At 70.3% G+C, this 26,304-nt stretch carries 18 protein-coding genes and 1 pseudogene; 17 read left to right on the top strand and 2 right to left on the bottom strand.

The annotated features are described in order from the left end of the window. Positions 1–9: 9 nt before the first annotated feature. The 10 genes from EV371_RS04870 to EV371_RS04825 all read left to right on the top strand — a co-directional run bounded on the left by EV371_RS04870 (position 10) and on the right by EV371_RS04825 (position 12,208). The gene (locus tag EV371_RS04870) at positions 10–1,185 is read left to right on the top strand and encodes a Gfo/Idh/MocA family protein (RefSeq protein ID WP_207230700.1); all 1,176 of its coding nucleotides are present in this window, start codon (positions 10–12) and stop codon (positions 1,183–1,185) included. Positions 1,186–1,819: 634 nt separating this feature from the next. Beyond that, positions 1,820–2,989: an inositol-3-phosphate synthase gene (locus EV371_RS04865; RefSeq protein WP_130460984.1), complete on the top strand. Its 1,170-nt coding sequence runs from the start codon at positions 1,820–1,822 to the stop codon at positions 2,987–2,989. Then, the gene (locus EV371_RS04860) at positions 2,973–3,860 is read left to right on the top strand and encodes an SCO3242 family prenyltransferase (RefSeq protein ID WP_130460983.1); all 888 of its coding nucleotides are present in this window, start codon (positions 2,973–2,975) and stop codon (positions 3,858–3,860) included. The genes EV371_RS04865 and EV371_RS04860 overlap by 17 nt, the downstream gene beginning before the upstream one ends. Next, entirely contained in the window at positions 3,857–4,897 is a 1,041-nt protein-coding gene (locus EV371_RS04855; RefSeq protein ID WP_486484484.1) for a sugar phosphate isomerase/epimerase family protein, read from the top strand. Before EV371_RS04860 ends, EV371_RS04855 begins: the two co-directional genes overlap by 4 nt. A 53-nt stretch (positions 4,898–4,950) precedes the next feature. After that, positions 4,951–5,616 (top strand): EboA domain-containing protein, encoded by a 666-nt coding sequence (locus EV371_RS04850; protein ID WP_130460982.1) that lies wholly within the window; start codon positions 4,951–4,953, stop codon positions 5,614–5,616. Further along, positions 5,616–6,542, top strand: a complete 927-nt coding sequence (locus EV371_RS04845) for a TatD family hydrolase (protein ID WP_130460981.1) — start codon at positions 5,616–5,618, stop codon at positions 6,540–6,542. Before EV371_RS04850 ends, EV371_RS04845 begins: the two co-directional genes overlap by 1 nt. Next, positions 6,542–7,807, top strand: a complete 1,266-nt coding sequence (gene eboE / locus EV371_RS04840) for a metabolite traffic protein EboE (RefSeq protein ID WP_130460980.1) — start codon at positions 6,542–6,544, stop codon at positions 7,805–7,807. The genes EV371_RS04845 and eboE overlap by 1 nt, the downstream gene beginning before the upstream one ends. Next, positions 7,800–9,260, top strand: a complete 1,461-nt coding sequence (locus EV371_RS04835; protein ID WP_130460979.1) for an alkaline phosphatase family protein — start codon at positions 7,800–7,802, stop codon at positions 9,258–9,260. The genes eboE and EV371_RS04835 overlap by 8 nt, the downstream gene beginning before the upstream one ends. After that, positions 9,257–10,324: a polyprenyl synthetase family protein gene (locus EV371_RS04830; protein ID WP_130460978.1), complete on the top strand. Its 1,068-nt coding sequence runs from the start codon at positions 9,257–9,259 to the stop codon at positions 10,322–10,324. The genes EV371_RS04835 and EV371_RS04830 overlap by 4 nt, the downstream gene beginning before the upstream one ends. A 285-nt stretch (positions 10,325–10,609) precedes the next feature. After that, positions 10,610–12,208 (top strand): ISL3 family transposase, encoded by a 1,599-nt coding sequence (locus tag EV371_RS04825; protein ID WP_486484483.1) that lies wholly within the window; start codon positions 10,610–10,612, stop codon positions 12,206–12,208. Between the two features lie 99 nt (positions 12,209–12,307). On the opposite strand, the gene EV371_RS04820 is transcribed toward EV371_RS04825, so the two are convergent. Beyond that, positions 12,308–12,805: a hypothetical protein gene (locus tag EV371_RS04820; protein WP_130460977.1), complete on the bottom strand. Its 498-nt coding sequence runs from the start codon at positions 12,803–12,805 to the stop codon at positions 12,308–12,310. 334 nt (positions 12,806–13,139) lie between these two features. On the opposite strand from EV371_RS04820, the gene EV371_RS04815 reads away from it, so the two are divergent. From EV371_RS04815 to EV371_RS04800, 4 genes are all read left to right on the top strand, one after another. Further along, positions 13,140–17,420 (top strand): golvesin C-terminal-like domain-containing protein, encoded by a 4,281-nt coding sequence (locus tag EV371_RS04815; RefSeq protein WP_130460976.1) that lies wholly within the window; start codon positions 13,140–13,142, stop codon positions 17,418–17,420. Between the two features lie 373 nt (positions 17,421–17,793). Further along, on the top strand, positions 17,794–18,093 hold the full coding sequence (locus EV371_RS04810) for a winged helix-turn-helix domain-containing protein (RefSeq protein WP_130460975.1): 300 nt from the start codon (positions 17,794–17,796) through the stop codon (positions 18,091–18,093). Beyond that, on the top strand, positions 18,093–18,677 hold the full coding sequence (locus tag EV371_RS04805; RefSeq protein WP_486484908.1) for an AfsR/SARP family transcriptional regulator: 585 nt from the start codon (positions 18,093–18,095) through the stop codon (positions 18,675–18,677). The genes EV371_RS04810 and EV371_RS04805 overlap by 1 nt, the downstream gene beginning before the upstream one ends. Before the next feature lie 219 nt (positions 18,678–18,896). After that, a complete protein-coding gene (locus EV371_RS04800) occupies positions 18,897–19,358 on the top strand; it encodes a polyprenyl synthetase family protein (RefSeq protein ID WP_486484482.1) in 462 nt (153 codons plus the stop codon). Here the strand turns inward: EV371_RS04800 and EV371_RS04795 are convergent. Beyond that, the gene (locus EV371_RS04795) at positions 19,254–20,036 is read right to left on the bottom strand and encodes a transposase family protein (protein WP_130460973.1); all 783 of its coding nucleotides are present in this window, start codon (positions 20,034–20,036) and stop codon (positions 19,254–19,256) included. The two genes, EV371_RS04800 and EV371_RS04795, sit on opposite strands and share 105 nt — an antisense overlap. A 123-nt stretch (positions 20,037–20,159) precedes the next feature. On the opposite strand from EV371_RS04795, the pseudogene EV371_RS04790 reads away from it, so the two are divergent. From EV371_RS04790 to EV371_RS04780, 3 genes and pseudogenes are all read left to right on the top strand, one after another. Continuing rightward, positions 20,160–20,675, top strand: a pseudogene (locus EV371_RS04790) (transposase family protein); the annotation flags it as partial. A gap of 425 nt (positions 20,676–21,100) precedes the next feature. After that, positions 21,101–24,001, top strand: coding sequence for a PQQ-dependent sugar dehydrogenase (locus tag EV371_RS04785; RefSeq protein WP_130460972.1), 2,901 nt, complete (start codon positions 21,101–21,103; stop codon positions 23,999–24,001). 79 nt (positions 24,002–24,080) lie between these two features. Then, positions 24,081–26,228 (top strand): ThuA domain-containing protein, encoded by a 2,148-nt coding sequence (locus EV371_RS04780; protein WP_130460971.1) that lies wholly within the window; start codon positions 24,081–24,083, stop codon positions 26,226–26,228. Positions 26,229–26,304 lie beyond the last annotated feature (76 nt).

The raw sequence follows: 26,304 nt of genomic DNA, 5'->3' as shown, positions 1-26,304 counted from the left end.
CGGGTCGGCATGGTCGGCTACGCGTTCATGGGCGCCGCGCACTCGCAGGCGTGGCGGACCGTGAACCGCGTCTTCGACCTGCCGGTACGCGCCCGGATGGCCCTGATCTGCGGCCGGGACGAGTCCAAGGTCGCCGACGCGGCCGACCGGCTCGGCTGGGAGGGCCACACCACCGACTGGCGGGAACTGATCGCCCGGGACGACATCGACATCGTCGACGTCTGTACGCCCGGCGACAGCCACGCCGAGATCACCATCGCGGCCCTGGCGGCGGGCAAGCACGTCCTGTGCGAGAAGCCGCTGGCCAACACGGTCGAGGAGGCGCGGGCCATGGTCGCCGCGGCGGCCAAGGCCCAGGCGGTGGGCGTACGGGCGATGTGCGGGTTCAACTACCGCCGGGTACCCGCGGTCAGCCTGATGCGGGAGCTGGTCGCCTCCGGCCGGCTCGGCGTGATCCGGCACGTCCGCGCGGTCTACCTGCAGGACTGGATCACCGATCCGCAGTTCCCGCTGGTCTGGCGGCTCCAGAAGGACAAGGCCGGGTCCGGTGCGCTCGGCGACATCGGGGCGCACATCATCGACCTGACCCAGTTCGTGACCGGTCAGCGGATCGCCGGGGTCAGCGCGATCACCGAGACCTTCGTCAGGGAGCGGCCGCTGCCGGCCTCCTCGAGCGGACTGGCCGCCTCGGCCGACGGTGCCGGGGCCGCGACGGGTCAGGTCACCGTCGACGACGCGGCGATCTTCGTGGCCCGGCTCGACGGCGGCGGACTCGCCACCTACGAGGCGACCCGGTTCGCCACCGGCCGGCGCAACGGGCTGCGGGTCGAGATCAACGGTTCGCTCGGCTCGGTGGCGTTCGACCTGGAACGCCTCAACGAGCTGGAGTTCTACGACGCCACCGAACCCGGCGCCGAGCAGGGCTTCCGGCGGATCCTGGTGACCGAGGGCGACCACCCGTACATGGCGGCGTGGTGGCCGCCGGGGCACATCATCGGGTACGAGCACTCGTTCACGCACGAGCTGCGCGACTTCCTCGCGGCGATCGCCACCGGCTCGGACCCCACCCCGTCCTTCGCCGAGGCGCTGCAGGTTCAGCTCGTGCTGGACGCCGTGGCCCGCTCGGCGGAGCGGGGTTCGTCCTGGACGCCGGTGGAGCCGGTGCCCGCCCCGATCGTCGCGTAACCCGGTAGGTACCACCCAACCGCGTAGCCCAAACTGTCCACCCGTCGGGTGGCCCGGCCCGGGACCCGGGCCGGCGAACCCGACCCGAGCTTTCCGGAACGACCGGCGAGGGTCCGATCGCGGTTTGCGCCCCGCGACCGGAGGGAGGTCGGACCGGAAGGAACCGCACGCGCCCGACGGAGCCCGCTCCGGCCGGGTCGTGCGACAGGTGACACGGCCGTCCGGTGTGGCCGGACCGGGATTCCCCGGTCGCACCGGACGCCGTGCACACCCGCGGTGGCACAACCGCCCGGTACGCCACCGGTGGCACAACTACACAGTGGACCGCGACCGGAGCCGGCAACGCCGCCGCCCGGTCGCCTCGGATCGGGGGAGGCAGGACCGCGACGCCGACCGGCCCTGCCTACCAAGCCCCGTCCGCCCGCACGGTCACGGGCCCGGGCAGTGCCGTTGCCGCCGACTCCGGCGCTGCCGCACGGGATGTTCCACCGCGACGGTCGGGCGGGCGGGGCGCTTTGCTCGACTGCGAGGCAAGATGTCTCGATAGGCGGATTCGACGGGTCGCTCCGAGCCCGGTTCCGTCGGACAACCTCCGGCCGGCTCAGGCCGTCCGGCACGGGAGGGAGGAGCACTGATGCGTACGGGTCTATGGCTGGTTGGCGGACGTGGTTCAGTCGCGGTGACCAGCACCGTCGGGGCGTTGGCCCTGCGGGCCGGGCTCGCCGGGCCGACGGGCTGCGTGACCGAGTTGCCGGCGCTGCGTACCGCCGCCCTGCCGGCCATGGCCGACCTGGTCTTCGGCGGGCACGACATCGCCACCACCCCGCTGGTGAAGAAGGCGGAGTCGCTGGCCGCGACGGGCGTACTGCCGGCCCGGCTGGTGGCGGCGCTGGCCGAGGAACTCGGCACGGTCGAGGCCGAGCTGCGCCCGGCGCCGACCGGTGGCCCGCAGGCCGCCGTCGTCGAGGCGATCGTCGCCGACCTGACCGGTTTCCGCGTACGGCACCGGCTGGACCAGGTGGTGGTGATCAACGTCTCCTCGACCGAGCCGACCCCGGACCCGCACCCGGCGCACGCCCGACTCTCCGAACTGGACACCGCCCTCGCCGACGGGAGCCCGCTGCCGGCCAGCTCGACCTACGCCTACGCCGCCTTCACCGCCGGCTGCTCCTACGTGGACTTCACCCCGTCCACCGGCGCCAGGCTGCCCGCGCTCGACGAACTCGCCCAGCGGGCCGGCCTGCCGTACGCCGGGCACGACGGCAAGACCGGGGAGACCCTGGTGAAGTCGGTCCTCGCCCCGATGTTCGCGATGCGGCACCTGCGGGTACGGAGCTGGTCCGGCACCAACCTGCTCGGCGGCGGCGACGGGGCCAACCTGGCCGAACCGGCGGCGAACGCGGCCAAGTCCGCCAGCAAGCAGCGAGTACTCGGGGAGACCCTGGGCTACGTCCCGCAGGGCAACACCCGGATCGAGTACGTCGACGACATCGGCGACTTCAAGACCGCCTGGGACCTGGTCACCTTCGCCGGCTTCCTCGGTACTCCGATGCGGATGGAGTTCACCTGGCACGGCTGCGACTCCTCGCTCGCCGCGCCGCTGGTGCTCGACCTGGCCCGGCTGACCGCCGCCGCGCACCGGGCCGGCCGGAGCGGGCCCCTGACCGAGCTGGCGTTCTTCTTCAAGGACCCGCTCGGCGACGTGCCGCACGCCCTCGCCGAACAGTGGGGGATGCTGCGTGGCTTCGTCCGCGAGCTGGACCGCGAACTCGGTTCGGGAGGCTCGGATGCCGTCGCTGCGTGACCTGGCCGAGCTGGTCCGGGCGCCGGCCGCGCTCTCGGTACCCGGTGACGTGGTGGCCGGGGCCGCCGCCGCCGACGCGCTGGACCGCCGGGTGCCGGGGTTGGCCGGGGCGTCGGTGCTGCTCTACTGGGCCGGGATGGCCGCCAACGACCTCGCGGACCGCGAACTCGACGCGCGGGAGCGGCCGGAGCGGCCGATCCCGAGTGGACGGGTGTCGCCGGGACTCGCCCTCGGCGTCTCCGCCGGGCTCACCGCCGCCGGGATCGGGCTCGCCGGGCTGGCCGGTGGCCGTCGGGCGCTCGCCGTGGCGGTGCCGCTGGCCGGCGCGGTCTGGGCGTACGACCTGTGGGCCAAGAACACCGCGGCCGGGCCGGCGGTGATGGCCGGCTGCCGGGGGCTGGACGTGCTGCTCGGCGCGAGCGGCGGCCGGATGGTCCGGGCGGTGCCGGCGGCGCTGACGGTGGCCGCGCACACGTACACGGTCACCGAACTCTCCCGGCGGGAGGTCTCCGGCGCGACCCGGGCGCTGCCGGCGGCGACCCTGGCCGGTACCGCCGCGGTGGCCGCCGCCGCGGTGACCCGGTGCCGGGCCGGCAACCCGGACCGGCAGGCCGGCCGGTCCCGCTGGCGGGCCCTGGTCCCGGCCGCCCTCGCCGGCTGGTACGGCCTGCAGTACGGCACCGCGCAGGCCCGGGTGGCGGCGGACCCGCAGGCGTCCCGGGTCCGGGCCGCGGTCGGTGCCGGCATCACCGGCCTACCCGCACTACAGGGCGCGCTGGTCGCCCGGGCCGGCGCCGCGCTCCTCGGCGTCGCGGTGGCCGCCGCCGCTCCGCTCGGCCGCCACCTCGCCCGGAAGGTCCCGCCGACATGAGCGCCGGAGGTCCCGCCGAGATGAGCGCCGGAGGTCCCGCCGAGATGAGCGCCGGAGGTCCCGCCGAGATGAGCGCCGGAGGTCTCGCCGAGGTGACCGTCGCCGGCTCCGCCGCGTCCGGGCTGCGGTTCGGGTACGGGACCAACGGCTTCGCCAACCACCGGCTGGACGACGCGCTACGGGTGATCGCCGATCTCGGCTACCGCGGCGTGGCGCTGACCCTCGATCACGACCACCTGGACCCGTTCGGCCCGGACCTCGCGGCCCGGGTGGCGGCGGTCGGCCGGAGCCTCGCCGTGCACGGTCTCGGGGTGGTGATCGAGACCGGGGCCCGCTACCTGCTGGACCCCTGGCACAAGCACGCCCCGACGCTGTTGCACGACGACAACGCGCTGCGGGTCGAGTTCCTCCGCCGGGCCGTCGCGATCGGGGCCGATCTGGGCGCCGAGGCGGTCTCCTTCTGGTCCGGTGTACGCCCGGCCGGTGTCGACCCGGCGACCGCCTGGGACCGGCTCGTGGCCGGCTGTGCCGAACTGGTCGGGGTCGCCGACGCCGCCGGGATTCCGCTCGGCTTCGAGCCGGAGCCGGGGATGCTGGTGGCCGAGATCGCCGATTGGTGGCGGCTGCGGGACGCCCTGGGCGCCCCGCCGGGCTTCGGCATCACCCTCGACATCGGACACTGCCGGTGCCTGGAGCCATCCCCGGTGCCCGACTGCGTCACGCGGGTGGCTCCGCACCTGGTCAACGTGCAGATCGACGACATGCGCCGGGGCGTGCACGAGCACCTGGAGTTCGGCACCGGCGAGATCGACTTCCCGCCCGTACTGCGGGCGCTGGCCGAGGCCGGGTACGCCGGGCTGGTCGCCGTCGAGCTGCCCCGGCACTCACACGCCGCCCCCACCGTGGCGGCACAGTCGATCGAATTCCTCCGCGCCGCCGCCGACGCCGCCGGGTTCACCGAGGCGCGGACCGGGTTCACCGACGCGCGGACCAGCACCGCGCCGGATCGAGGGAGGGCGACCGGCACACCGGACTAGGGGGCACCGGGGGACCGCGACCACCATCCACACCGGAAACTGGGGAGGACCGGATGGAACCGGAACCGGAACTGGAACGACTGCGGGCGGCGCTGCTGGCCGTACCCGACGGGCGGCCGCCCGACCGGGACTGGCTGGCCGAGGCGTTACGCCGGGTCGGCGCCGAACCCGCCGCGCTCGGCCGGCTCTTCGCGGCGGCGGGCCGCAGGTGCGGCCGGGCACCCCTGCCCGACCTGCCGCAGTGGTCCGCCGACGACGCGGCCCGGGTGCTGCTGCTCGGCGCGCTACCCCCGACCGAGCTGCCCAAACAGGTCGAGATTTGCTACCGGTACGGCGACGCGGCCGAGAAGCGGGCGGTGCTCCGGGCGCTGCCGCTGCTGCCGGTCGGTGACGCCGGAGTCCCGCTGCTGCACGACGCGATCCGCACCAACGACACCCGGCTGGTCGCCGCCGCCCTGGGCCGGTACGCCGACCGGCTCGACCAGGCCGCATGGCGGCAGGCGGTGCTCAAGTGCGTATTCACCGGGATCCCGCTGGCCGCCGTGCACGGCCTCGACCGGCGGGCCGACGCCGAGCTGGCCGGGATGCTGGCAGGTTTTGCCGAGGAGCGCCGGGCGGCCGGCCGGGACATGCCGGCGGACGCGACCGCGTTGCTGGCGCGACTGAGCACGCTCGACCGGTCGGGGACCCCGACCGGGCCGGGCGCGGAGGAGGCGTGATGCGAATCTTCGACCCGCACATCCACATGACCTCGCGGACCACCGACGACTACGAACGGATGGCCGCGGCCGGGGTACGCGCCCTGGTGGAGCCGGCGTTCTGGCTCGGTCAGCCCCGTACCAGCGCCGCCTCCTTCGTCGACTACTTCGACTCGCTGGTCGGTTGGGAGCCGTTCCGGGCCAGCCAGTTCGGCATCCGGCACCACGCCACCATCGCGCTGAACCCGAAGGAGGCCAACGACCCGCGTTGCCGGGAGGTGCTCGACCTGCTGCCCCGCTACCTGGACAAGGACGGCGTGGTGGCGGTCGGCGAGGTCGGCTACGACTCGATGACGCCGGAGGAGGACGAGGTCTTCGCCGCCCAGCTCGCCCTTGCGGTCGAACACCAGCTGCCGGCGCTGGTGCACACCCCGCACCGGGACAAGGCCCGGGGCACCGAACGCAGCCTGGCGGTGGTCGCCGAGTCCGGGCTCGACCCCGGCCGGGTGGTGATCGACCACCTCAACGAGGTGACCGTGCCGCTGGTCCGGGAGACCGGCTGCTGGCTCGGCTTCTCGATCTATCCGGAGACCAAGATGTCGCCGCCGCGAATGGTCGAGCTGCTCCGGAGGTACGGCACCGAGCGGATGCTGGTCAACTCGGCCGCCGACTGGGGCCGGTCGGATCCGCTGCTGACCAGGGCCACCGGGGAGGCGATGCTGGCCGCCGGATTCGACGCCGACGACGTCGACCGGGTGCTCTGGCGCAACCCGGTCGAGTTCTACGGCCAGTCCGGCCGGCTGGAACTCGACGCTGACGGGCCGGCCGGAGCCGGTGGTGCCGCTGACGGGCCGGCCGGAGCCGGTGGTGCCGCCGGCCCGGCGTCCGGTACCGCGCCGCCGCCCGGCACCTTCCAGGGGAACTCGATCCTGCGGGGCGGTAGCTGATGCGGCTGCGGCACGCCGACGGGCAGACGGTGCACCTGAGCTACTGCACCAACGTGCATCCGGCCGAGGACCTGGCCGGGGTGCTGGGGCAGCTCGACACGTACGCGGTGCCGATCCGGGAGCGGCTCGGCACCGACGTACTCGGATTGGGGTTGTGGCTGGCCGCGCCGGTGGCGGCCGGGCTCGCCGCCGACCCGCAGACCCGGCGGCGGCTGCGCGCCGAGCTGGTCGCGCGCGGGCTGGAGGTGGTGACCCTGAACGGGTTCCCCTACCGGTCCTTCCACGCGCCGGTGGTGAAGCAGGCCGTCTACCACCCGGACTGGACCACCCGGGAACGGCTGGTCTACACGCTGAACCTGGCGACGGTACTGGTCGACCTGCTTCCCGACGACGCCCTCCGGGGTTCGGTCTCCACCCTGCCGCTGGCCTGGCGCGAGCCCTGGGAGCGGCGACAGGCCGACCGGGCGGCCCGGACGCTGGACGAACTGGCCGCCGGGCTGACCCAGATCGCCTGGCGTACCGGCCGGGCGGTCCGGGTCGGCTTCGAACCGGAGCCGGGCTGTGTGATCGAGTCGACGGGCCAGGCGGTCGCCGCACTGTCCCGGGTGGACACCGACAGACTCGGCATCTGCCTCGACCTGGCCCATCTCGCCTGCGCCTGGGAGGACCCGGCGCAGGCGCTGGGCCGGCTGCGCGCCGCGGGGCTGCCGGTGGTGAAGGTGCAGGTCTCGGCCGCGCTGGCCGCCGCCGACCCGGTCGCGGCCGCCAAGGACCTGCGCGGGTACGTCGAACCGCGCTTCCTGCACCAGACCCGCGCGGAACCCTGCGGAGGGGCCGCCGATCCCGCCGACCCGGCGCACGCCGCCGACGACCTGGACGCGGCGCTGGACGCCAACCTGCCCGGCGCCTGGCGGGTGCACTTCCACGTACCGCTGCACGCCGTACCCGCCGCACCGCTGGAGTCCACCGTCGCGGTGCTCCGGGAGGCGCTGCGGGAGCTGTTCGCCGGGCCGGTCGCCGGCTGCGACCACCTGGACGTCGAGACGTACACCTGGGGGGTGCTGCCGGTTGGACAGCGTCCGGGGTCGGACGCGGAGCTGGCCGGCGGGATCGCTGCCGAGCTGGCCTTCGCCCGCGACGAACTGCTCGCGCTCGGGCTGACCGGGGTCTCTGCCGACCCGACCGTAATCCCTGGCGGCCCGGCAGCCGGGATTTCTGGCGGCCCGGCCGCCTCCGCATCCGGGCCGAGGAGGCACGATGGCTGATCCACTGGTGGTTGTCGACGTGGTCGGGCTGACCCCCCGGTTGCTGGCCCAGATGCCCCGGCTGCGCGCCCTGGCCGACGCCGGCTGCCGGGCCGAACTCGGCACCGTACTGCCGGCGGTGACCTGCTCGGTGCAGGCGACCCTGCTCACCGGGGCGCTGCCGGCCGAGCACGGCATCGTCGGCAACGGCTGGTACTTCCGGGACCTCGGCGAGGTCCTCCTCTGGCGCCAGCACCACGCGCTGATGGGCGGGGAGAAGGTCTGGCAGGCGGCCCGCCGTGAGCGCCCGGACTACACCGTGGCGAACGTCTGCTGGTGGTACGCGATGGGCGCCGACGTGAACTGGACCGTGACGCCCCGGCCGATCTACTACGCCGACGGGCGCAAGGAGCCGGACTGTTACACCGACCCGCCCGAGCTGCACGACGAGCTGACCGGGAGGCTGGGCGGGTTTCCGCTCTTCACGTACTGGGGGCCGGGGGCGGGACTGCCGTCGTCGAGGTGGATCTGCCGGGCCGCCGAGCAGATCATGGTCGAGAAGAATCCCGACCTGACCCTGGTCTACCTCCCGCACCTCGACTACGACCTGCAACGCTTCGGCCCGTCCTCGCCGCAGGCGGCGGCCGCCGCGGTCGAACTGGACGTGATACTCGGCCCGCTGCTGGACGCGGCCGCCGCCCGGAACGCGACAGTGGTGGTGCTGTCGGAGTACGGCATCACCGAGGCGAGCCGGCCGGTGGACGTGAACCGGCTGCTCCGGGCCGAGGGGCTGCTCCGGGTCTACACCCAGGACGGGATGGAGTACCTCGACCCGTGGACGTCCCGGGCGTTCGCGGTCGCCGACCACCAGGTGGCGCACGTCTACGTCAGGGATCCGGCCGACGTGCCGGCGGTGGCGAAGCTCTGCGCGGGGCTGCCCGGGGTCGCCGAGGTGCTGGACGCCGCCGGTAGGGCCGCGCACGGGCTGGACCACGAGCGGGCCGGCGAGCTGGTGCTGGTCGCCGAGCCGAACGCCTGGTTCAGCTACTACTACTGGCTGGACGACGCCCGCGCCCCGGACTTCGCCCGGCTGGTGGAGATCCACCGCAAACCCGGGTACGACCCGGCGGAGCTCTTCTTCGACCCGGCCGCGCCGGGCGCGGCGAAGCGCCGGGCGGCGGTGGCGCTGCTCCGCAAGAAGCTCGGGATGCGCTACCTGATGAGCGTGGTGGGGCTGGACGCGGGCGCGCGGGCGGTACGTGGCTCGCACGGGCGGCTGCCCGCCGACCCGGCGGACGGTCCCGTCCTGCTCTGCTCCGATCCCTCCGTGGCGCGGGACCGGTACGCGGCCACCGAGGTCAAGGGCCTGCTGCTGCGCCTCGCGGGCCTGTCCGGCCGGTCCGATGCCGGCTCGGTCACCGACGGCTCGGTCACCGACGGCTCGGCTGAGCTGTCGAGTGGAGAGCGACCGTGACGGCCACCGTGCCGGAGGTGGATCTGGGTTCGCTGCGGAAGCGCTTCGACGCCCAGCTCGCGGCCTTCCTCGACCGGCAGGATCCGGACTGGCCGGACGGTGCGCCCCGAGGCGTCTTCACCACACTGCACCGGTTCGTGCTGGCCGGTGGCAAGCGGCTGCGTCCACTCTTCTGCTACTGGGGCTGGCGCGGTGCCGGTGGCGCGGACGGTACGCCGATCGTGGCCGCCGCCGCCGCGCTGGAGCTGTTCCACGCCTTCGCACTGATCCACGACGACATCATGGACGGCAGCGACCGGCGCCGGGGCGAGCCCTCGGTGCACCGGCTCTTCGCCGACCTGCACGCCCGGTCGGCCTGGCGCGGCGACCCGGCCTCGTACGGCCGCAACACCGCGCTGCTCTGCGGTGACCTCTGCGCCGCCTGGGCGGACCAGATGTTCCACGAGTGCGGAATGTCCCCGGAGCAGGTGCACCGGGGTTACCGGCACTTCGCCACCATGCGTACCGAGGTGATCGCCGGACAGTACCTGGACCTGGTGTCCGGGGTCGGGGACGGTTCGGTGGCCAGCGCGCTGACCGTGATCCGGATGAAGGCGGCCCGCTACACGGTGACCCGGCCGTTGCAGATCGGTGCCGCCCTGGCGGCCGGATCCGCCGAGCTGCTGACCGCGCTGGCCGCGTTCGGCGATCCGCTGGGCGACGCGTTCCAGCTCCGCGACGACGTACTCGGGGTCTTCGGCGATCCGACGGTCACCGGGAAGTCCATTCTGGACGACCTCCGGGAGGGGAAGCCGACCGTGATGATGGCGCTGGCCCGGGGGAGTGCCGACCGGGCCCAGGCGCAGCGGTTGCGAGCGCTCTTCGGCAACCCTGAGCTCGACCCGGAGGGTGCCGCCGAGCTGCGGGCCATCATCGTCGACACCGGTGCACTGGACCGGATCGAGCAGATGATCAAGGTACGCGTCGACGCGGCGCTGACCGCGCTGGCCGACGCCCCGCTGCTCGGCGAGGCCAGCGAGATGCTGGCCACCCTGGCGGCGGAGACGGTCAACCGACAGGTGTAGCCGTTTGCGACGACGACCGGCTTGCCAAACGTCGTCACCGACACGCGGCCAGGCTGGACGGCGAAGTGGTGACAGGAGTCGTTGTTCCTCGTGGTCCGGTGCATGTTCCTCGTGTCCCGGCACAGGATGGGCCGGCGCCGGAGCTGCCCCATGCCAAGGGAACTCGTTGCGGCCGGGTGGCCCGAGTCCGCTCAACATGACGAACTCGGGATCTGGATCTGGCCCAAATTTCGTGATCGGTCCTGACCCCTGTGGTGCTTGGTCCACTGTGTAAGGTCGGCGGCCGTGCGATTGGCTGACCTCGCGGTGCTGCTGCCGCACCTGGCTGGCGTGGGCGTTGACCGGATCGAGCGTCGCGCTGGTGGTCGGCGGTTATGGGCCCGATCGCGGGCCCGTCGGGCAGTCTGTGGAAGATGCGGCCGCAACGGCAGCCGGGTTCACAGTCGTTATGAGCGCCGGTTGACCGACGCCGCGTTGGCCGGCGAGCCGGTGGAGATCCGGCTGCGGGTGCGACGGTTCTTCTGCGAGACTCCGGCGTGCCCCGCGCGCACGTTTGTTGAGCAGATCCCTGGCCTGACCCGCAGATATGCCAGGCACAGTCCGCCGTCGCAGCGGTCGCTGGAGAGGATCGGGTTGGCGCTGGCCGGCCGGGCCGGCGCCCGGCTGGCCAGCCGGTTGGGCTGGACCGTCAGCCGCAGCAGCATCCTGCGGGGACTACGCGCCTTGCCCGAGCCGGAAACACCACGCCCCACCGTGCTTGGCGTGGACGACTTCGCCCTGCGCCGAGGCCGCCACTACGCCACCGTGCTCATCGACCTCACCACCCGTCGTCCGATCGACCTGCTACCCGACCGAGAAGCGGCCACCCTCGCCGGCTGGCTGGCCAACCACCCGCAGATCCAGGTCGTCTGCCGAGACCGGGCCAACGCCTACGCCGACGGCGCCCGCACCGGAGCACCCCAGGCCATCCAGGTCGCCGACCGCTGGCATCTATGGCACAACCTGGCCGAACACGTCGAAAAGACGGTAGCCCGGCACCACCGCTGCCTCACCGAAGCGCTACGTCCACCACCGTCACCATCAGGACCGGACCTGGGCCAGGTCACGACCCAAGCCCAGGTCGACCGGGCCGAGCAGGGACTCCTGGTCCCGCGTCTGCGACGCGACTACGCGCAGGTCCAGGCCCTACGCGGGCAAGGCGTCACGATCAAGGCGATCAGCCGCCAGCTCGGGATGGGCCGGAACACGGTGCGCCGGTTCGCCCGCGCCAGCAGCGTCGAAGAACTCCTCGCCAAGGCCCACGCCGGGCGCCCCAGCATCCTCGACGAGCATGTCGCCTACCTGCAACAACGATGGAACGACGGGACCACCAACGCCGCGCTGCTGTTCGCCGAGATCCGCGCCCGCGGCTACCGCGGCACGATCGCTACCCTGCGCACCTACCTCCAACCCCTGCGAACGGCCACCACCCCGGCCCCGGCTCCATGGCGGCCACCCAAAGTCCGCGCCATCACCACCTGGCTGCTCCGCCACCCCAACAACCTCGACGCCGACGAGCGGGACCACCTGGCCCAGGTACGCGCCGCCTGCCCACACCTGGACGCCCTGGCCAGGCACGTCACCGCATTCGCGGAAATCCTCACCGGCCGCCACGGCCACCGACTCGACGCGTGGATCACCGCCGTGGACGCCGATGACCAGCCCGACCTACGTTCCTTCACCACCGGCCTGCGCCGAGACCACCACGCCGTCGTCAACGGCCTGACCCTGCCCTACAACTCCGGACCCGTCGAAGGGCACGTCAACCGCATAAAGATGATCAAGAGGCAGATGTACGGCAGAGCCAACCTCGACCTGCTCCGCAAACGCGTCCTGCTGGCCTGACAGGGGTCCACCCCCATCACGGAATTTGGGCCAGATCCCGAACTCGGGCCACCACATCTTCAACGGGTCGAACCCTTTCGACGACCGAAGAGGTTCGGGTCAGTTCACCCAGGGACCGCATTGCCAGTTGAGGGGCTCGGTGGGGCCGGCGCCCCAGCACGCGTGAAATCGCTGGTCGCTGTACTGGAACCAGGGCACAGTCGCGGTATTGTGGATGCCGAAGGCCTGCGAGTTGACCTTCTTGACCCGGGTGTGGCTGGTGAGCCATCCGTAGGTGGTGTACTCCTGCCGGTCGATCTTCACCCAGTACGGAACGCAGCAGCTGCTGCTGTTGTCGTAGACGAGCCGGGCCCACCGGGTGGTGCAGGCGGAGCCGTACACGTGCGTGCTGATGGGCGCGTCGTACCTGCTACTGCCCGGGATCAGCCCCTCGTAGCAGGCCATCGGTTGATCATTCGTCGGGGCGTGGTCACTCACGCTCGTCGCCGGTGCGGACTGTACGGCTTGGGGAAGCAGCGCTGCGCTGCCCGCAACTGCGAGCGCCACCGCGACCAGCAGTCGGGCGAGCAGTCCACATCTTCCGGTCCTGGAGATCATCCGTTTCCGCTCCCTCGTTCCCTGGTGCTTGGGCATTACGAACGGACGGTAGGTGCGGAGATCACCAGATTCCCACCGTCGCGCCATCGCCGGCCTCCGACCCCGTCGGTCAGCGTCGACCGAGCGACGAGATGTACCGGCACACCGCCCATCCAGCCGGGTTTACGTCGGGCCAGTGCCGCAGCGATGGGCCTTTGAGGATGACGGAATGGTCGGCCGCTCGATACTGTCCCGATCCGACGACGGGGAGGCAACCGTTGAGTATCAGGGACGACCGCGTACGCAGGACCACACACCGTTCTTCGGCTAGGAGTTTCGCGGCAAGGAACGTCTCATGAGCGCCGGTCGCTCCGGACGCCGCATTGTCTGCGCCGTTGCTGTGACCCTCGCCGTGGTATCGGCGCCCACCGCAGCAGCTCAGGCACAGCCGAAGCCGGACACCGATCTGCTTGAGCAGCGGCCCGTGCCGACGGGCCCAGACGGAATCCCCTCGGAGAGGCGGGCGGAGCTCCTCGGCCCGGGCTGGGAGCAGTCAGGAGACCTGGCCTGGGCAACCGCCGGAGACGCTGACGGTTTCCACGTCTTGACCGCCAATGAATCCGACGGTTACCGGTGGCGGACGTTGGCAACGCTGTCCGAACCCGGGCTGGAAGCCGATTCCTGGATCGGGAATGCCTGTGTGACGGGGTCAGGCCGCAAAATGGTCGTGGTGTACGCCCCCCGGACGTTCACCAATGAGACCGATTTGTTCGACCGGGGGGGCTTCACAGCAGTCATCGACATGCGCAATGGCGAGATCATCAAGCTTCCTGTGCAGTCCAGCATCGCCTACTTCAACCCAGGGTGCGGTCCAACGGAGGAGGCCATCCTGACCCAGGGCGGCGACGAAGACCTGGGACGTACCCGACTGATCCGGGTCGAGACCGGCTCGGCCGTAGTGCGAGCCAAGATTGTCGTTCCCGGCCAATTGACCTCGCCGGTTCCCACCGCACAGGGCATCGTCGCTGCGGACAACGGCGCAGTAGTGCGCGTCGACGGCAAGGGCGTACGCCGAGTGCTCGCGGCGGCCAGCGGCGTGCCGTTCAAACTCGCCGCAGACCGGGACGGCGGCGTGGTCTTCATGGAACGCACTGCTACCAATCAGGTCAGTGTCCGGCGCGCCGCACTGCCCGGCGCGGGCAGGGGACGCGCGGCGTCGGTCCGCACGCTCGCGGCCGGTTCGCTCAACGACCTGGATGTCACGTCCGGCCAGGGCGGCCGGGTGTTCGTGACCGGTGCGGCACCTGCGGCCCGACTCAGCCCCGTGCCTGCGAGCGTGTCGCTGCTGGACGTGCCCAAGGGGAGCCAGGTTTCCACGAAGGGCCGCCTGGCCATCACTTCGGTGCTCCGGGCACGGCCCGACCCACGCACCGCGTCGCCGGACACCATCGTCGCCGAGCCGGTCATGATCGCCGCCACCGTGCTGGCCACCAGCCGGTCAATCAAGTTCTCGACCACCCCCGACGGGGGCTCCTACGGCGCACAGGGCGCGAACGCCGGCCGGCAGCTCAGTCCGGCAGTACGGACCCGGATACGGCCGGGCGCCCGCACTCTGGCCGGAGATCCGCATAGCCCGGCCGACCTCAGCGACCGCTACTGCTCCGTGCCACGCAACGATCCGGCCAACCAGGCGATGCAGCCCAAGCCACGCCAGGTGGAGTGGGCCGTCGACCAGGCCGTACGGGACGTGCTACATGTACAGCGTCCCGCGAACTGGAAGAACCTGAACATGCCGGCGTATACCCCGCAAGGGCTGTTTCCCTGGCAGGGCTTGACCGGCGGAGGCTGGGTGCCCGCACAGGTGCTGTTGGGGATCGCGGCCCAGGAGTCGAACCTGTGGCAGGCCGCCCGCTTCGCCGTGCCTGGCGTCACGGCCAATCCGCTGATCGGCAACTACTTCGGAGTCGACATCTACAACGACACCGAGGCGGACGACTGGACGATCAACTGGGCTGACGCGGACTGCGGATACGGGGTTATGCAGGTGACCGACGGAATGCGCCTGGCTGGCCGGGAAAAGCCCGGCGAGCAGGCACGGCCTTACCACATACAACGCGCGATAGCATTGGACTTTGCCGTCAACATTGCGGCCGGACTGGATATCCTCGTCAGTAAGTGGAACCAGACCCGCTCTGCCGAAATGATCATCAACAACGGCGACCCTTCCAAAATTGAAAACTGGTTCTACGCGGTCTGGGCGTACAACTCGGGCTTCTACCCTGACGCCGGCAACAGCTTGCCATGGGGCGTGGGTTGGGCGAACAACCCCGTCAACCCCAGATACCCGGCCAACCGGAACCCTTTCCTCGAGACCACCTACCAGGATGCGGCACATCCGCAGGACTGGCCGTACCCGGAGAAGGTGATGGGCTGGGCCGGGCATCCGGTGGAGGTGCTGGAAGCTCCCGATACTCTGGTGGCGGGATACCGCGCCGCATGGTGGAACGGCGGCGACACCATCGGCCGGATGAACAGGGCGCAGGCGAAGCCGCCCGTGGAGCAGTTCTGCGATTCGACGAACCAGTGCGACCCGGACGCGCGGCACCTCCCGAACGCGCCGGACGTCATCGGTGAACCAGCCGGGCCGTGCGGGCACAAGGACTCCGCCGGACGGTTCGATCTGCGCTGCTGGTACCACGAACCGAGCACCTGGAAAGCCGACTGTTCTTACTCCTGTGGCAATGAACTGCTCCGCTTCGACCCGGGCTACGCCTACCAAGAGGATGGCACCGCGTACTCGCCACGATGCGGCCTCGACGGACTGCCGGGCAACGCCCAGATTGTGGACGACGTACCGGACGGCACGCCATCTGTCCGGCCGAACTGTGGCCGGTTGTGGGCCAACGCGGGCACCTTCCAGTTCACCTTCAAGGCCGACGGCAGCGGACAGTACCCCGGAAAAATCGACACCCACCAAATCGGCGGTGGCTTCGGCGGCCACTTCTGGTTTACTCACACCAGAACCGCCGCCGACCTGGGTGGCCGGCTGGAGGTCAACGCGACGTGGAAGCTGAACAGCTCGCGGAATGGACCGATGCGAATCCTGGTCGCACTCCCCGACCACGGCGCACATACCAAGTTCGCCCGCTACGTGGTCAAGACCGCCAACGGCGACCGGGTCAGGGTGATCAAACAGCCCGGCAACGGCAACCGGTGGATCTCCCTCGGTGCGTTCATGTTCAACGGTGTACCCCAGGTGACCCTGACCTCGGTTACCCCCGACGGCGACGGCAGTCAGGACGTGGCGTTCGACGCAATGGCGTTCGTACCGATCAACGGCACGTACCGGGAAGACGCGGTGGAGGCCGTCGCGGTTTTCGACGAGGATCAGGACATCACCACGAATTGGCCAGGGAGCTGGATGGCTGGCCCGCTCAAGGACCCGAGGTCACTGTACGACTGGGGAATGGAGCGCACGGACGACCTGCTGGGTCTGCCCGCCTGCACCGCACCGGGCACCGGCAACTGTCTTGAGCCCGCGATCAGGACCTTCGCCCAGAACTGGAGGCATCAGGTCGTCACCGCCGGTTGGGACCCTGTGAACCATCCGGACGGTGCGAGCATCGGTCGGTGGATCGGGTTCGCTCAGCCGCACACCGATCGGCCCACCAGCGCCAACCGGCCGAGCCACTTTGACGACGACGACCATTACAAGATCAAGACCAAGGCGACCATTGGATTCGTCGCCGACAGCAGCGGGCGGGTGATCCCGGGCAGTGAGTGGGCAGAATACGAGCATCGAACCGGTAACACACATCTGCCACAGTTCGTCCGGAATCTATTCGGTGCTGTGCAAGCCAGCTACGGCATCGCGCCGCCCGACCTGCGCTACCGAATTCGTGACCTGAACGCCCACAACCGCGCCTATACCAGCGTCGATCCGGTGTCCACGGGTATCCTGCCTGGCCGCGCTTACGCGTACGCCGGCATCGCGCCAAAGTTGCGCAACACCGCTGGTGTCGAGACCGAGGTCGATGCGGTCTGTGTGCTGGCAAGGGTCGTCACTGGCGGGTCCATCGGCTATCGGCCGATGCTGGGAGTCGATGGTCCGTCCGACGCGTTCCAAGCCTGGGTCGACCGGTTGGAGGACAGCATCCTGGTGGCCCGGCCGGTCGTGGACCTGGCGGAGAACCTACGGGAGATGTTCTTCGACCGGGGGGCTGTGCCCGGTCTCAACGCCAGCATGTTTGGCCAGGCCCCACCAATCTGGCAAGAACTCGGTTTCGAGAGCTGTGCGAACGGGATGGTCCGGCAGGTCAATAGCCGTCACATCCTGCACAGTAGCTGGATGCCCGATCAGTACCTCTACCGCAACGGCCGAGCAATGACGCAGACTGGAGCCGTGAAGAACGACGCGAGCACTGCGGCGACCGGGTTCTTCGACCGCTTCAGCAACGTGCCCGGCACAGCCGACGAGCATCCGTTCGGCGACTGCGACACCGACACCGACCGGTCGGGGAACCCATGGGGGATGAGTCCGATGAGCGTCCCGCCGCAGGATGCTGGATACAACCCGGCAAGCGCGCATCTCTGCATCGGCAAGAACTATCCCACCGATCCATCCCACAGCAGTTGACCTGAACGATGACTGCTCTTGCGGTATACCTGGTCATCCTGCTGCCAGTGGCGGCGACATCGGCCGCAGTGGCGCTCCTGCCGCTGCGGCCGGCTCGCCTCCGGCTCGGTGTGATGACAGCTCACCTGCTGGTGACACTCGGACTGATCGCGTGGTTGCCCGGCACCCCTCGGCTGTGGATCGTCATCTTCAGTGTAGGGCTCGCGATCGCGATCGTCCGGCTTATCATGGCCGTCGCCGAGCTCTGCCGTAGCCGTGGACGCCGGCCGACGGGATAATATATAGATCTATCGATATAGCTGTAGGTATTGACAGATGTGAACGGAAGCGAGGATCATGCGTTAGGTCACGAAACGATGACCGGGGGTCGTTTGTGGAATTTCGGATCCTGGGCCCGCTCTCGGTGGCGTCTACCGCGTCCAACCGCCTCGGCGGTCCCCGCGAGCGGAAGATTCTCGCAGCTCTGGTGTTGATGGCGAACCAGTCAGTATCGACTCAGCACCTGATCGACGCGGTGTGGCACGCTGATCCGCCCAGCACCGCACGTCAACAGGTGCAGAATTGCCTGGGTGTGATCCGGGGCAGACTACGCCGGTCCGAAGTACCGGCCGAGATCGTTCGTCGGGCCACAGTTACAGTCTCCTGCTCTCAGAGGAACAGTCCGATGTGCTGATGTTTCGCCGTCTGTGCGCGGACGCCGACAAGCTAGCGGCGAGTGGCGATGTCGATGGTAGTTGTCTATGTCTGAGGAAGGCGCTGAGCCTCTGGCGCGGCCAAGCGTTGGAGGACGTCGAGTCCGAGGTGCTCGCCGGGCAGGTTGCCGCTCTCGAGGAGGCTCGGGTTCGTTCGATCGAACAGTATGTCCGACTGAAAGTAGGGCAGGGTCGAGAGGATGAGGTGCTCGTCGACCTGTTTGGATGGGTGCGGCAGTACCCGTATCACGAGGCACTGCACGGCTTTCTCGCCGAGGGATTGAAGAAGGCGGGCCGTTCTGCCGAGGCGATTCAAGTGGTGCGGCAGTTGCGCAACCGCCTCCGTGACGACCTCGACGTTGAGGTGGGAGTGCCGGTGCTAGAAATCGAACGTCACCTCAAGGTGCGATCGGAGGCGCCTCGAACGGCAGGCCGTCTGCGACACCGAGATGCCACGGATCTCACCCGGACCATCGAGCACGCCATCTCCAGCCTCTCGGCTGTCCTGGATGTGCTTGGGGCGGACCGGCCGGCTTCGCCCAGGAGGATTCGGGGTGGGCTGTAGGCCGTTTCCGGACTATCTCGTGGACGACTGCGAAGAAAAACGATCGGAACCGTCTACGCGGCCTCGTTATAGTGAGGGTGATGTGGGCGGTGGAGTTGCTGATGAGCCGGTCGCATTGTCAATCGAGAGCTTGCGGCGGGTAGAGCAGTTGCTGCCGGGGTCGGCGTAGTCGTGGTCGCGGGTGAGTAGACGCCAGCAGATTGGGCTGCCCGTTACACGGTGACCCGGCCGTTGCAGATCGGTGCCGCCCTGGCGGCCGGATCCGCCGAGCTGCTGACCGCGCTGGCCGCGTTCGGCGATCCGCTGGGCGACGCGTTCCAGCTCCGCGACGACGTACTCGGGGTCTTCGGCGATCCGACGGTCACCGGGAAGTCCATTCTGGACGACCTCCGGGAGGGGAAGCCGACGGTGATGATGGCGCTGGCCCGGGGGAGTGCCGACCGGGCCCAGGCGCAGCGGTTGCGAGCGCTCTTCGGCAACCCTGAGCTCGACCCGGAGGGTGCCGCCGAGCTGCGGGCCATCATCGTCGACGCCGGTGCGCTGGACCGGATCGAGCAGATGATCAAGGAGCCATTTTCATCCTGCGTAGCGGTTGGCTTCGACGTGGTGCAGCACGAGGATGGCCTGCGCGATTGCGGTCGCGCGGTGTGGGCAGCAGCGCAGCTTGGTCAGGATCTTTAAGGTCTTGAGTGTGGCGATTGCGCGTTCACCGCGAGCACGGATTTTCGCGTGTGCCCGGTTCACGGATTTCTGCCGGCGTGACAGCTTCGGCCGGAAGCGGCGCTGCTTGAACGGCGTGCGCACGCTACCGCGCGTACCCTGATACCCCTTGTCTGTGATGGTCATCACCGCCGCGCTGGTCAGGGTGTCGATGATGCCGTGATCGCGGGCGGCGGTCAGATCGTGGGTCGAGCCCGGCAGGGTTGGTGAGGCCCACACGAGTCGACTGACTGCATCGGCGATGACCTGGACGTTCACGCCGTGACGCTTGTGCTTGCCGGAGTAGTACGGCTTCTGGTCGGCGACGCGGTCGATCGGGATCAGGGTGCCGTCCAGGATCGCGTAGGCCAGCAGCCGGATGCGCCGTATGGCGGTGTCGAGGTCTTCGGCGGCTGCGCTGAGCAGGGCGATCGCTTCTTGGACGTAGCGCCAAGCGGTAGCCACGCCGATCTCGAAGCCGGCGGCGAGGCGGGTGTAGGTGTCGCCGTTGCGCAGATGGGCCAGGGCGAGTAAGGCCTGCCGGCCTGGGTTCAGTCGTCGCCAGCGGGATCGGCGCTGCTGGCGGTGGGCGCGGATGCGGTCGGCGAGGTGGTTCAGGGTCCGGTTGGACAACGGGATCGTGGCTGGGTAGGACAGCATGGCGAGGCTCCCGGTCGGAGCATCGGGTTTTGGTCGATTTGCTGTCCTACCTGGAGCCTCGCGCCCATCGATCACCGGGTCCGCCGCACCCACCCTGAGCTGCAAGATCAGCTTGGAAACGGCTCGATGAACAGGATCCGGCTGCTGGCCTACGCCATCCTCGACGGCACCCTGATCCCGACCGACCGCGTACACGACCAGAAGCCGTACTACTCCGGGAAGCACCGGCGGCATGGGATGAACGTGCAAGTCATCGCCGATCCGGCCGGACGCCTCGTCTGGGCGTCGGCGGCGCTGCCCGGCTCGGCACACGACCTGACCGCCGCCCGCACCCATGGCATCGTCGCGGCGTTGACCAACGCGAACGTGATGACCTTCGCGGACACGGCGTACCAAGGGGCCGGCGGTTGTGTCCGCACCCCGTTCAAGCGTCATCGCTACCGGCCCAAGCTGTCACACCGACAGAAGGCCGTGAACAAGGCCCACGCCTGTATCCGCGCCCTTGGTGAACGCGCCGTCGCCACCTTGAAGACCTGGAAAGTCCTGACCAAGCTGCGCTGCAGCCCGTCCCGGACAACCACGATCGTGCACGCCATCCTGGCCCTGCACCACGTCGAGAACCCGACCTACCGAGGATGAAAAACGCTCAAGGTACGCGTCGACGCGGCGCTCACCACACTTGCCGACATGCCACTCTGCGACGGAACCGCGGAGGTGCTGGCCGGTCTGGCCGCCGAGACGGTCAACCGGCGGTTGTAGCCGCCGGCAACGAGGAACGACGACTTTTCACCGTGTCGACAAAAGTTCATGTTGATGTGTCAGAAGGTATGGACACATCGACACATCGAAATTACTGTGTCGAGCACAGCTCAGAATTGCTACGTCGAGGTAACCGACGGCGCGGTTAGCCCACGACAGCGGTCGCGTACCGGTGTGCCCATGCCGGTGCACGGTCGCGGCTTGGCGGGACGGCGGCCCCCGGGCGGAGTTCCACCCCGACGGCATCTGGCGCGACGGCGAGCGCCCTGCCTGTACGCATCTGTCCAGGACGGGAGTGCACGACCATGTCCCTCACCGACCATCCCCGCCCGCCCGGCCGATCCGGTCGGTCCCATCCACCCGGCCGATCCCGACCGGCACGCCGACGTCGCTGGGCGGCGGGTGCCGCGCTGCTGCTGGTCGCGGCCACCCTTCCGGCGGTACTCGCCCCGGCAGCCCCGGCCGGGGCACACCCGATCACCGCGTCGGACTTCCAGCAGGTGACCCTGGCCCGCGGCGTCGCCGAGGTCGGCGAGCCGATGACCATCGCGGTGCTGCCGGACCGTTCGGTGCTGCACACCGCCCGCAACGGCACGCTGCGCCGCACCGACGCGGCCGGCAACACGGCGGTGCTCGGCACGCTGCCGGTCTACACCCACGACGAGGAGGGGTTGCAGGGCGTCGGCGTCGACCCCGGCTTCGCCACCAACCGGCAGATCTACCTCTACTACGCCCCGCCGCTGAGCACGCCGGCCGGTGACGCCCCGGCGAACGGCACCCCCGCGCAGTTCGCGCCGTTCGCCGGGGTCAACCGGCTCGCCCGGTTCACCCTGAACGCCGACTTCACCCTCAACATGGCAAGCCAGGTGACCGTGCTGGACGTGCCGGCGGACCGGGGGATGTGCTGTCACGTCGGCGGCGACATCGACTTCGACGCCGCCGGCAACCTCTACCTCTCCACCGGGGACGACAGCAACCCGTTCGAGTCCGCCGGCTACGCGCCGATCGACGAGCGGACCAACCGCTACCCGGCGTACGACGCGCAGCGCTCGGCCGGCAACACCAACGACCTGCGCGGCAAGATCCTGCGGATCAAGGTGAACGCCAACGGGACGTACTCGATCCCCAGCGGGAACCTCTTCGCGCCCGGCACCGCGAACACCCGGCCCGAGATCTACGCGATGGGCTTCCGCAACCCGTTCCGGATGAGCGTGGACAGGGCGACCGGGCACGTCTACGTCGGCGACTACGGCCCGGACGCCGGCTCCACCAACGCCAGCCGGGGGCCGAGCGGGCAGGTCGAGTTCAACCGGATCACCTCGCCCGGCAACTACGGCTGGCCGTACTGCACCGGGACGAACACCAGCACCGAGACGTACAACGAGTGGACCTTCCCGGACGGGCCGAGCGGGGCGAAGTACAACTGCACCGGCGGGCCGACCAACAACTCGTTCCGGAACACCGGCCAGTCCACCCTGCCGCCCGCCCGGCCGGCCTGGATCCGGTACGCCGGTGACGCCGGCAGCCCGCCGGAGTTCGGCGGCGGCTCGGAGTCGCCGATGGGCGGCCCCGTCTACCGGTACAGCGCGTCGAATCCGTCGACCACCAAGTTCCCGCAGTCCTTCGACGGCCAGTTCTTCGCCACCGAGTTCGGTCGGGGCTGGATCAAGCCGATCCACGTCGACGCCGACGGCTCGCCCGGCACCATCGACACCTTCGGATGGGTCGGCAAGCAGGTGATGGACTCCGCGTTCGGGCCGGACGGCTCCTACTACGTGCTCGACTACGGCACCGGCTACTTCAACGGGGACGCCAACTCGGCGCTCTACCGCTTCGACTACGTCGGCGGAGGCAACCGGGCCCCGGTCGCGGTGGCCAGTGCCAACCCGACCTCCGGGATCGCACCGCTGACCGTCAGCTTCTCCTCGGCCGGCTCCGCCGACCCCGAGGGCGGGGCGCTGAGCTACTCCTGGGCGTTCGGCGACGGCGGCACGTCGACGGCGGCGAACCCGACGAAGACGTACACCGTGAACGGCACGTACACGGCGACGCTGACCGTACGCGATCCGGCCGGCGCCACCGGGACCGCCAGCGTCACCATCCGGGTCGGCAACACCGCGCCGACGGTGACCATCAACGCCCCGGCCAGCGGTCAGCTCGTCGCCTTCGGTGACGCGGTGCCGTTCTCGATCACCGTCACCGACCCGGAGGACGGCACCATCGACTGCTCCCGGGCCAAGATGAACTACGTCCTCGGGCACGACAGCCACGGCCACCTGATCACCTCGGCCACCGGCTGCTCCGGCACCCTCACCATGCCGGTCGACGGCGAGCACGACGACGCGGCGAACATCTTCCCGATCTTCGACGCCGAGTACACCGACCGGGGTGGGCTGACCACGCACACCCAGCACGTCCTGGCGCCGAAGCACCGGCAGGCCGAGCACTACGGCAGCTCGTCCGGGGTGAACAGGTTCACCAAGGCCGCGGCCGAGGGTGGCCAGACCGTCGGCGACATCCACAACGGGGACTGGATCGCCTTCCAGCCGTACCGGCTGGCCGGCGTCACCTCGTTCAGCGCCCGGGTCTCGTCGGCCGGTGCCGGCGGCACCCTCCAGATCCGGGCCGGCTCGGCCACCGGGACCGTACTCGGCAGCGCCGCCGTGCCGGTCACCGGCGGCTGGGCCACCTTCACCACCGTGACCGGCACGATCGGGAACCCGCCGGCCGGCACCACCACGCTCTACCTGACCTTCGCCGGCTCCGGCACCGGCGCCCTCTACGACGTGGACGCCTTCACCCTGCAGACCGGCGGCTCCGGTGGCGGCACCGGCCCGATCGTCGGGCTCGCCGGTAAGTGCCTGGAGATCGAGGCCGGCGGCACCGCCGACGGCAGCCAGGCGCAGATCTGGACCTGTACCGGGTCAGCGCACCAGACCTGGACGAGGAACGGCCAGACCCTGCGTACCCTGGGCAAGTGCCTGGACGTCTCCGGTGCCGGCACCGCGAACGGCACCAAGATCCAGCTCTGGACCTGCAACTCCACCGGTGCGCAGAACTGGGCGCCGCAGGCTGACGGCTCGCTGCGCAATCCCGGCTCGGGCAAGTGCCTGGACGTCTCCGACAACAGCTCCGCCGACGGCCAGAACGTCCACCTCTGGGACTGCATCTCCGGCGCCGCCAACCAAAAGTGGACCCTGCCCTGACGTGGGAGGAAGGGCCCCCTGTTATCGGGTTCCGTAGATGCGGGGGCCCTTCCCAACCGCCCTCACGAGGAGAGCGACGATGCGACTGTTCCGCAGCAGAGACCGGAAGAACATCCGCCCCAGCCTCGCCATCGCCACCACCGCGCTCACGGTGCTGGCCTGCACCACCGTGCCGGCGGGCCCGGCCAGCGCCGCCGACGCCCCCTACGACGTGCTGGTCTTCTCCAAGACCGCCGGGTTCCGGCACGACTCGATCGCCGCCGGCACCCAGGCGATCCGCGAACTCGGCGCCGCGAACAACTTCACCGTGACCGCCACCGAGGACGCCACCCAGTTCACCACCGCCAACCTCGGCCAGTACGAGGCGGTGGTCTTCCTGAACACCACCGGCGACACCCTGAACGCCGCCCAGCAGAGCGCGTTCGAGTCGTACATCCGCAGCGGCAAGGGGTACGTCGGGGTGCACGCCGCCGCCGACACCGAGTACGACTGGCCGTTCTACGGCAACCTGGTCGGGGCGTACTTCGCCTCGCACCCGGCGATCCAGCAGGCCAACGTGAAGGCGGTGGACCGGGGGCACGCGGCAACGGCCCACCTGCCGCGGACCTGGACCCGCACCGACGAGTGGTACAACTACCGCACCAACGCCCGGTCCAGCGCCCGGGTGCTGGCCACCCTCGACGAGTCGTCGTACTCCGGCGGCGGGATGGGGGCCGACCACCCGCACGCCTGGTGCAAGACGTACGAGGGCGGCCGCTCCTTCTACACCGGCGGCGGCCACACCCAGGCGTCGTACGCCGAGCCGGCGTTCCGGGCGCACCTGCTCGGCGGCATCCGGTACGCGGCCGGCCGGACCAGGGCGGACTGCCGGCCCGAGTCCGGCTACACCACCCTCTACGACGGCTCCACCACCGGCTGGTCCCAGGCCGGACCGGGCAGCTTCAGCAACTCCGACGCCACGCTCACCTCGGTCGGCGGGATGGGCCTGTACTGGTACAGCGCCAGGCAGTTCACCTCGTACTCGCTGAAGCTGGACTGGCGGATGGCCGGCGACGACAATTCCGGGGTCTTCATCGGCTTCCCGCCCTCGTCCGACCCGTGGTCGGCGGTGGACAACGGCTACGAGATCCAGATCGACGCCACCGACGCGGCCGACCGGACCACCGGCGCGGTCTACACCTTCAAGTCCGCCGACATCGCGGCCCGGGACGCCGCGCTCAACCCGCCGGGCGAGTGGAACGGCTACGAACTGCTGGTCGAGGGGGAGCGGCTGCGGATCTACCTCAACGGTGTACTGATCAACGACTTCACCAACACCGACCCGGTCCGGTCGCTGGCCGGGCACGTCGGCATCCAGAACCACGGCACCGGCGACGACGTCGCGTTCCGGAACATCCGGATCAGGGAACTCGACGGCGGCCCCGGCCCGGAACCCGGCCCGAACACCACGGTGCAGGCCGAGGCGTTCAGCGCACAGAGCGGGGTCCAGGTGGTCGGCAAGGCCGGCGCCATCGGCGGATCGACGATCGGGTACCTGGACCCGGGTGACTGGGCGGCGTACCACGGGCAGAACCTGACCGGGGTCACCTCGCTGCGGGCCCGGGTCGTCTCCGGCGGTGCCGGCGGCACCCTCCAGGTCCGGACCGGCTCGCAGACCGGGCCGGTGCACGGCACCGCGACGATCTCCAACACCGGCGGCTGGGAGAGCTACGCCGAGGTGAGCACCGCGCTGACCGGGCTGCCGGGCGGGACCCAGAACCTCTACCTCACCGTCGCGGGCTCCGGCAGCGGACTCTACGACGTCGACGAGTTCACCCTGGTGCGCTCGGGTGATGGCGGCACCGGGACCGGGCCGATCGTCGGGCTGGCCGGCAAGTGCCTGGAGATCGACGGCGGCGGCACCGCCGACGGTACGCAGGCACAGATCAACACCTGCGTCGCCGGCTCGGCCCGGCAGACCTGGACGAGGAACGGCCAGACCCTCCGGGCCCTGGGCAAGTGCCTCGACGTCTCCGGCGCGGGTACGGCGAACGGCACCAGGATCCAGCTCTGGACCTGCAACTCCACCGGGGCCCAGAACTGGGCGCCGCAGGCCGACGGCACATTGCGCCATCCCGGCTCGGGCAAGTGCCTGGACGTCTCCAACAACAGTTCGGCGGACGGCCAGGACGTACACCTGTGGCAGTGCATCGCCGGTGCCGCCAACCAGCGGTGGACGTTGCCCTGAGGCGAGCGGCCCCGGCCCGGGGACGGCACCGGTTGCCGGGTCGGGGCTTCCTCGGGCGCCGGGGACGCCCCGGGTT

The organism is Plantactinospora sp. CNZ321, assembly GCF_004217235.1.
Note: the sequence above shows the minus strand (reverse complement) of the source record. Positions and strands in the feature narration are given on the sequence as shown.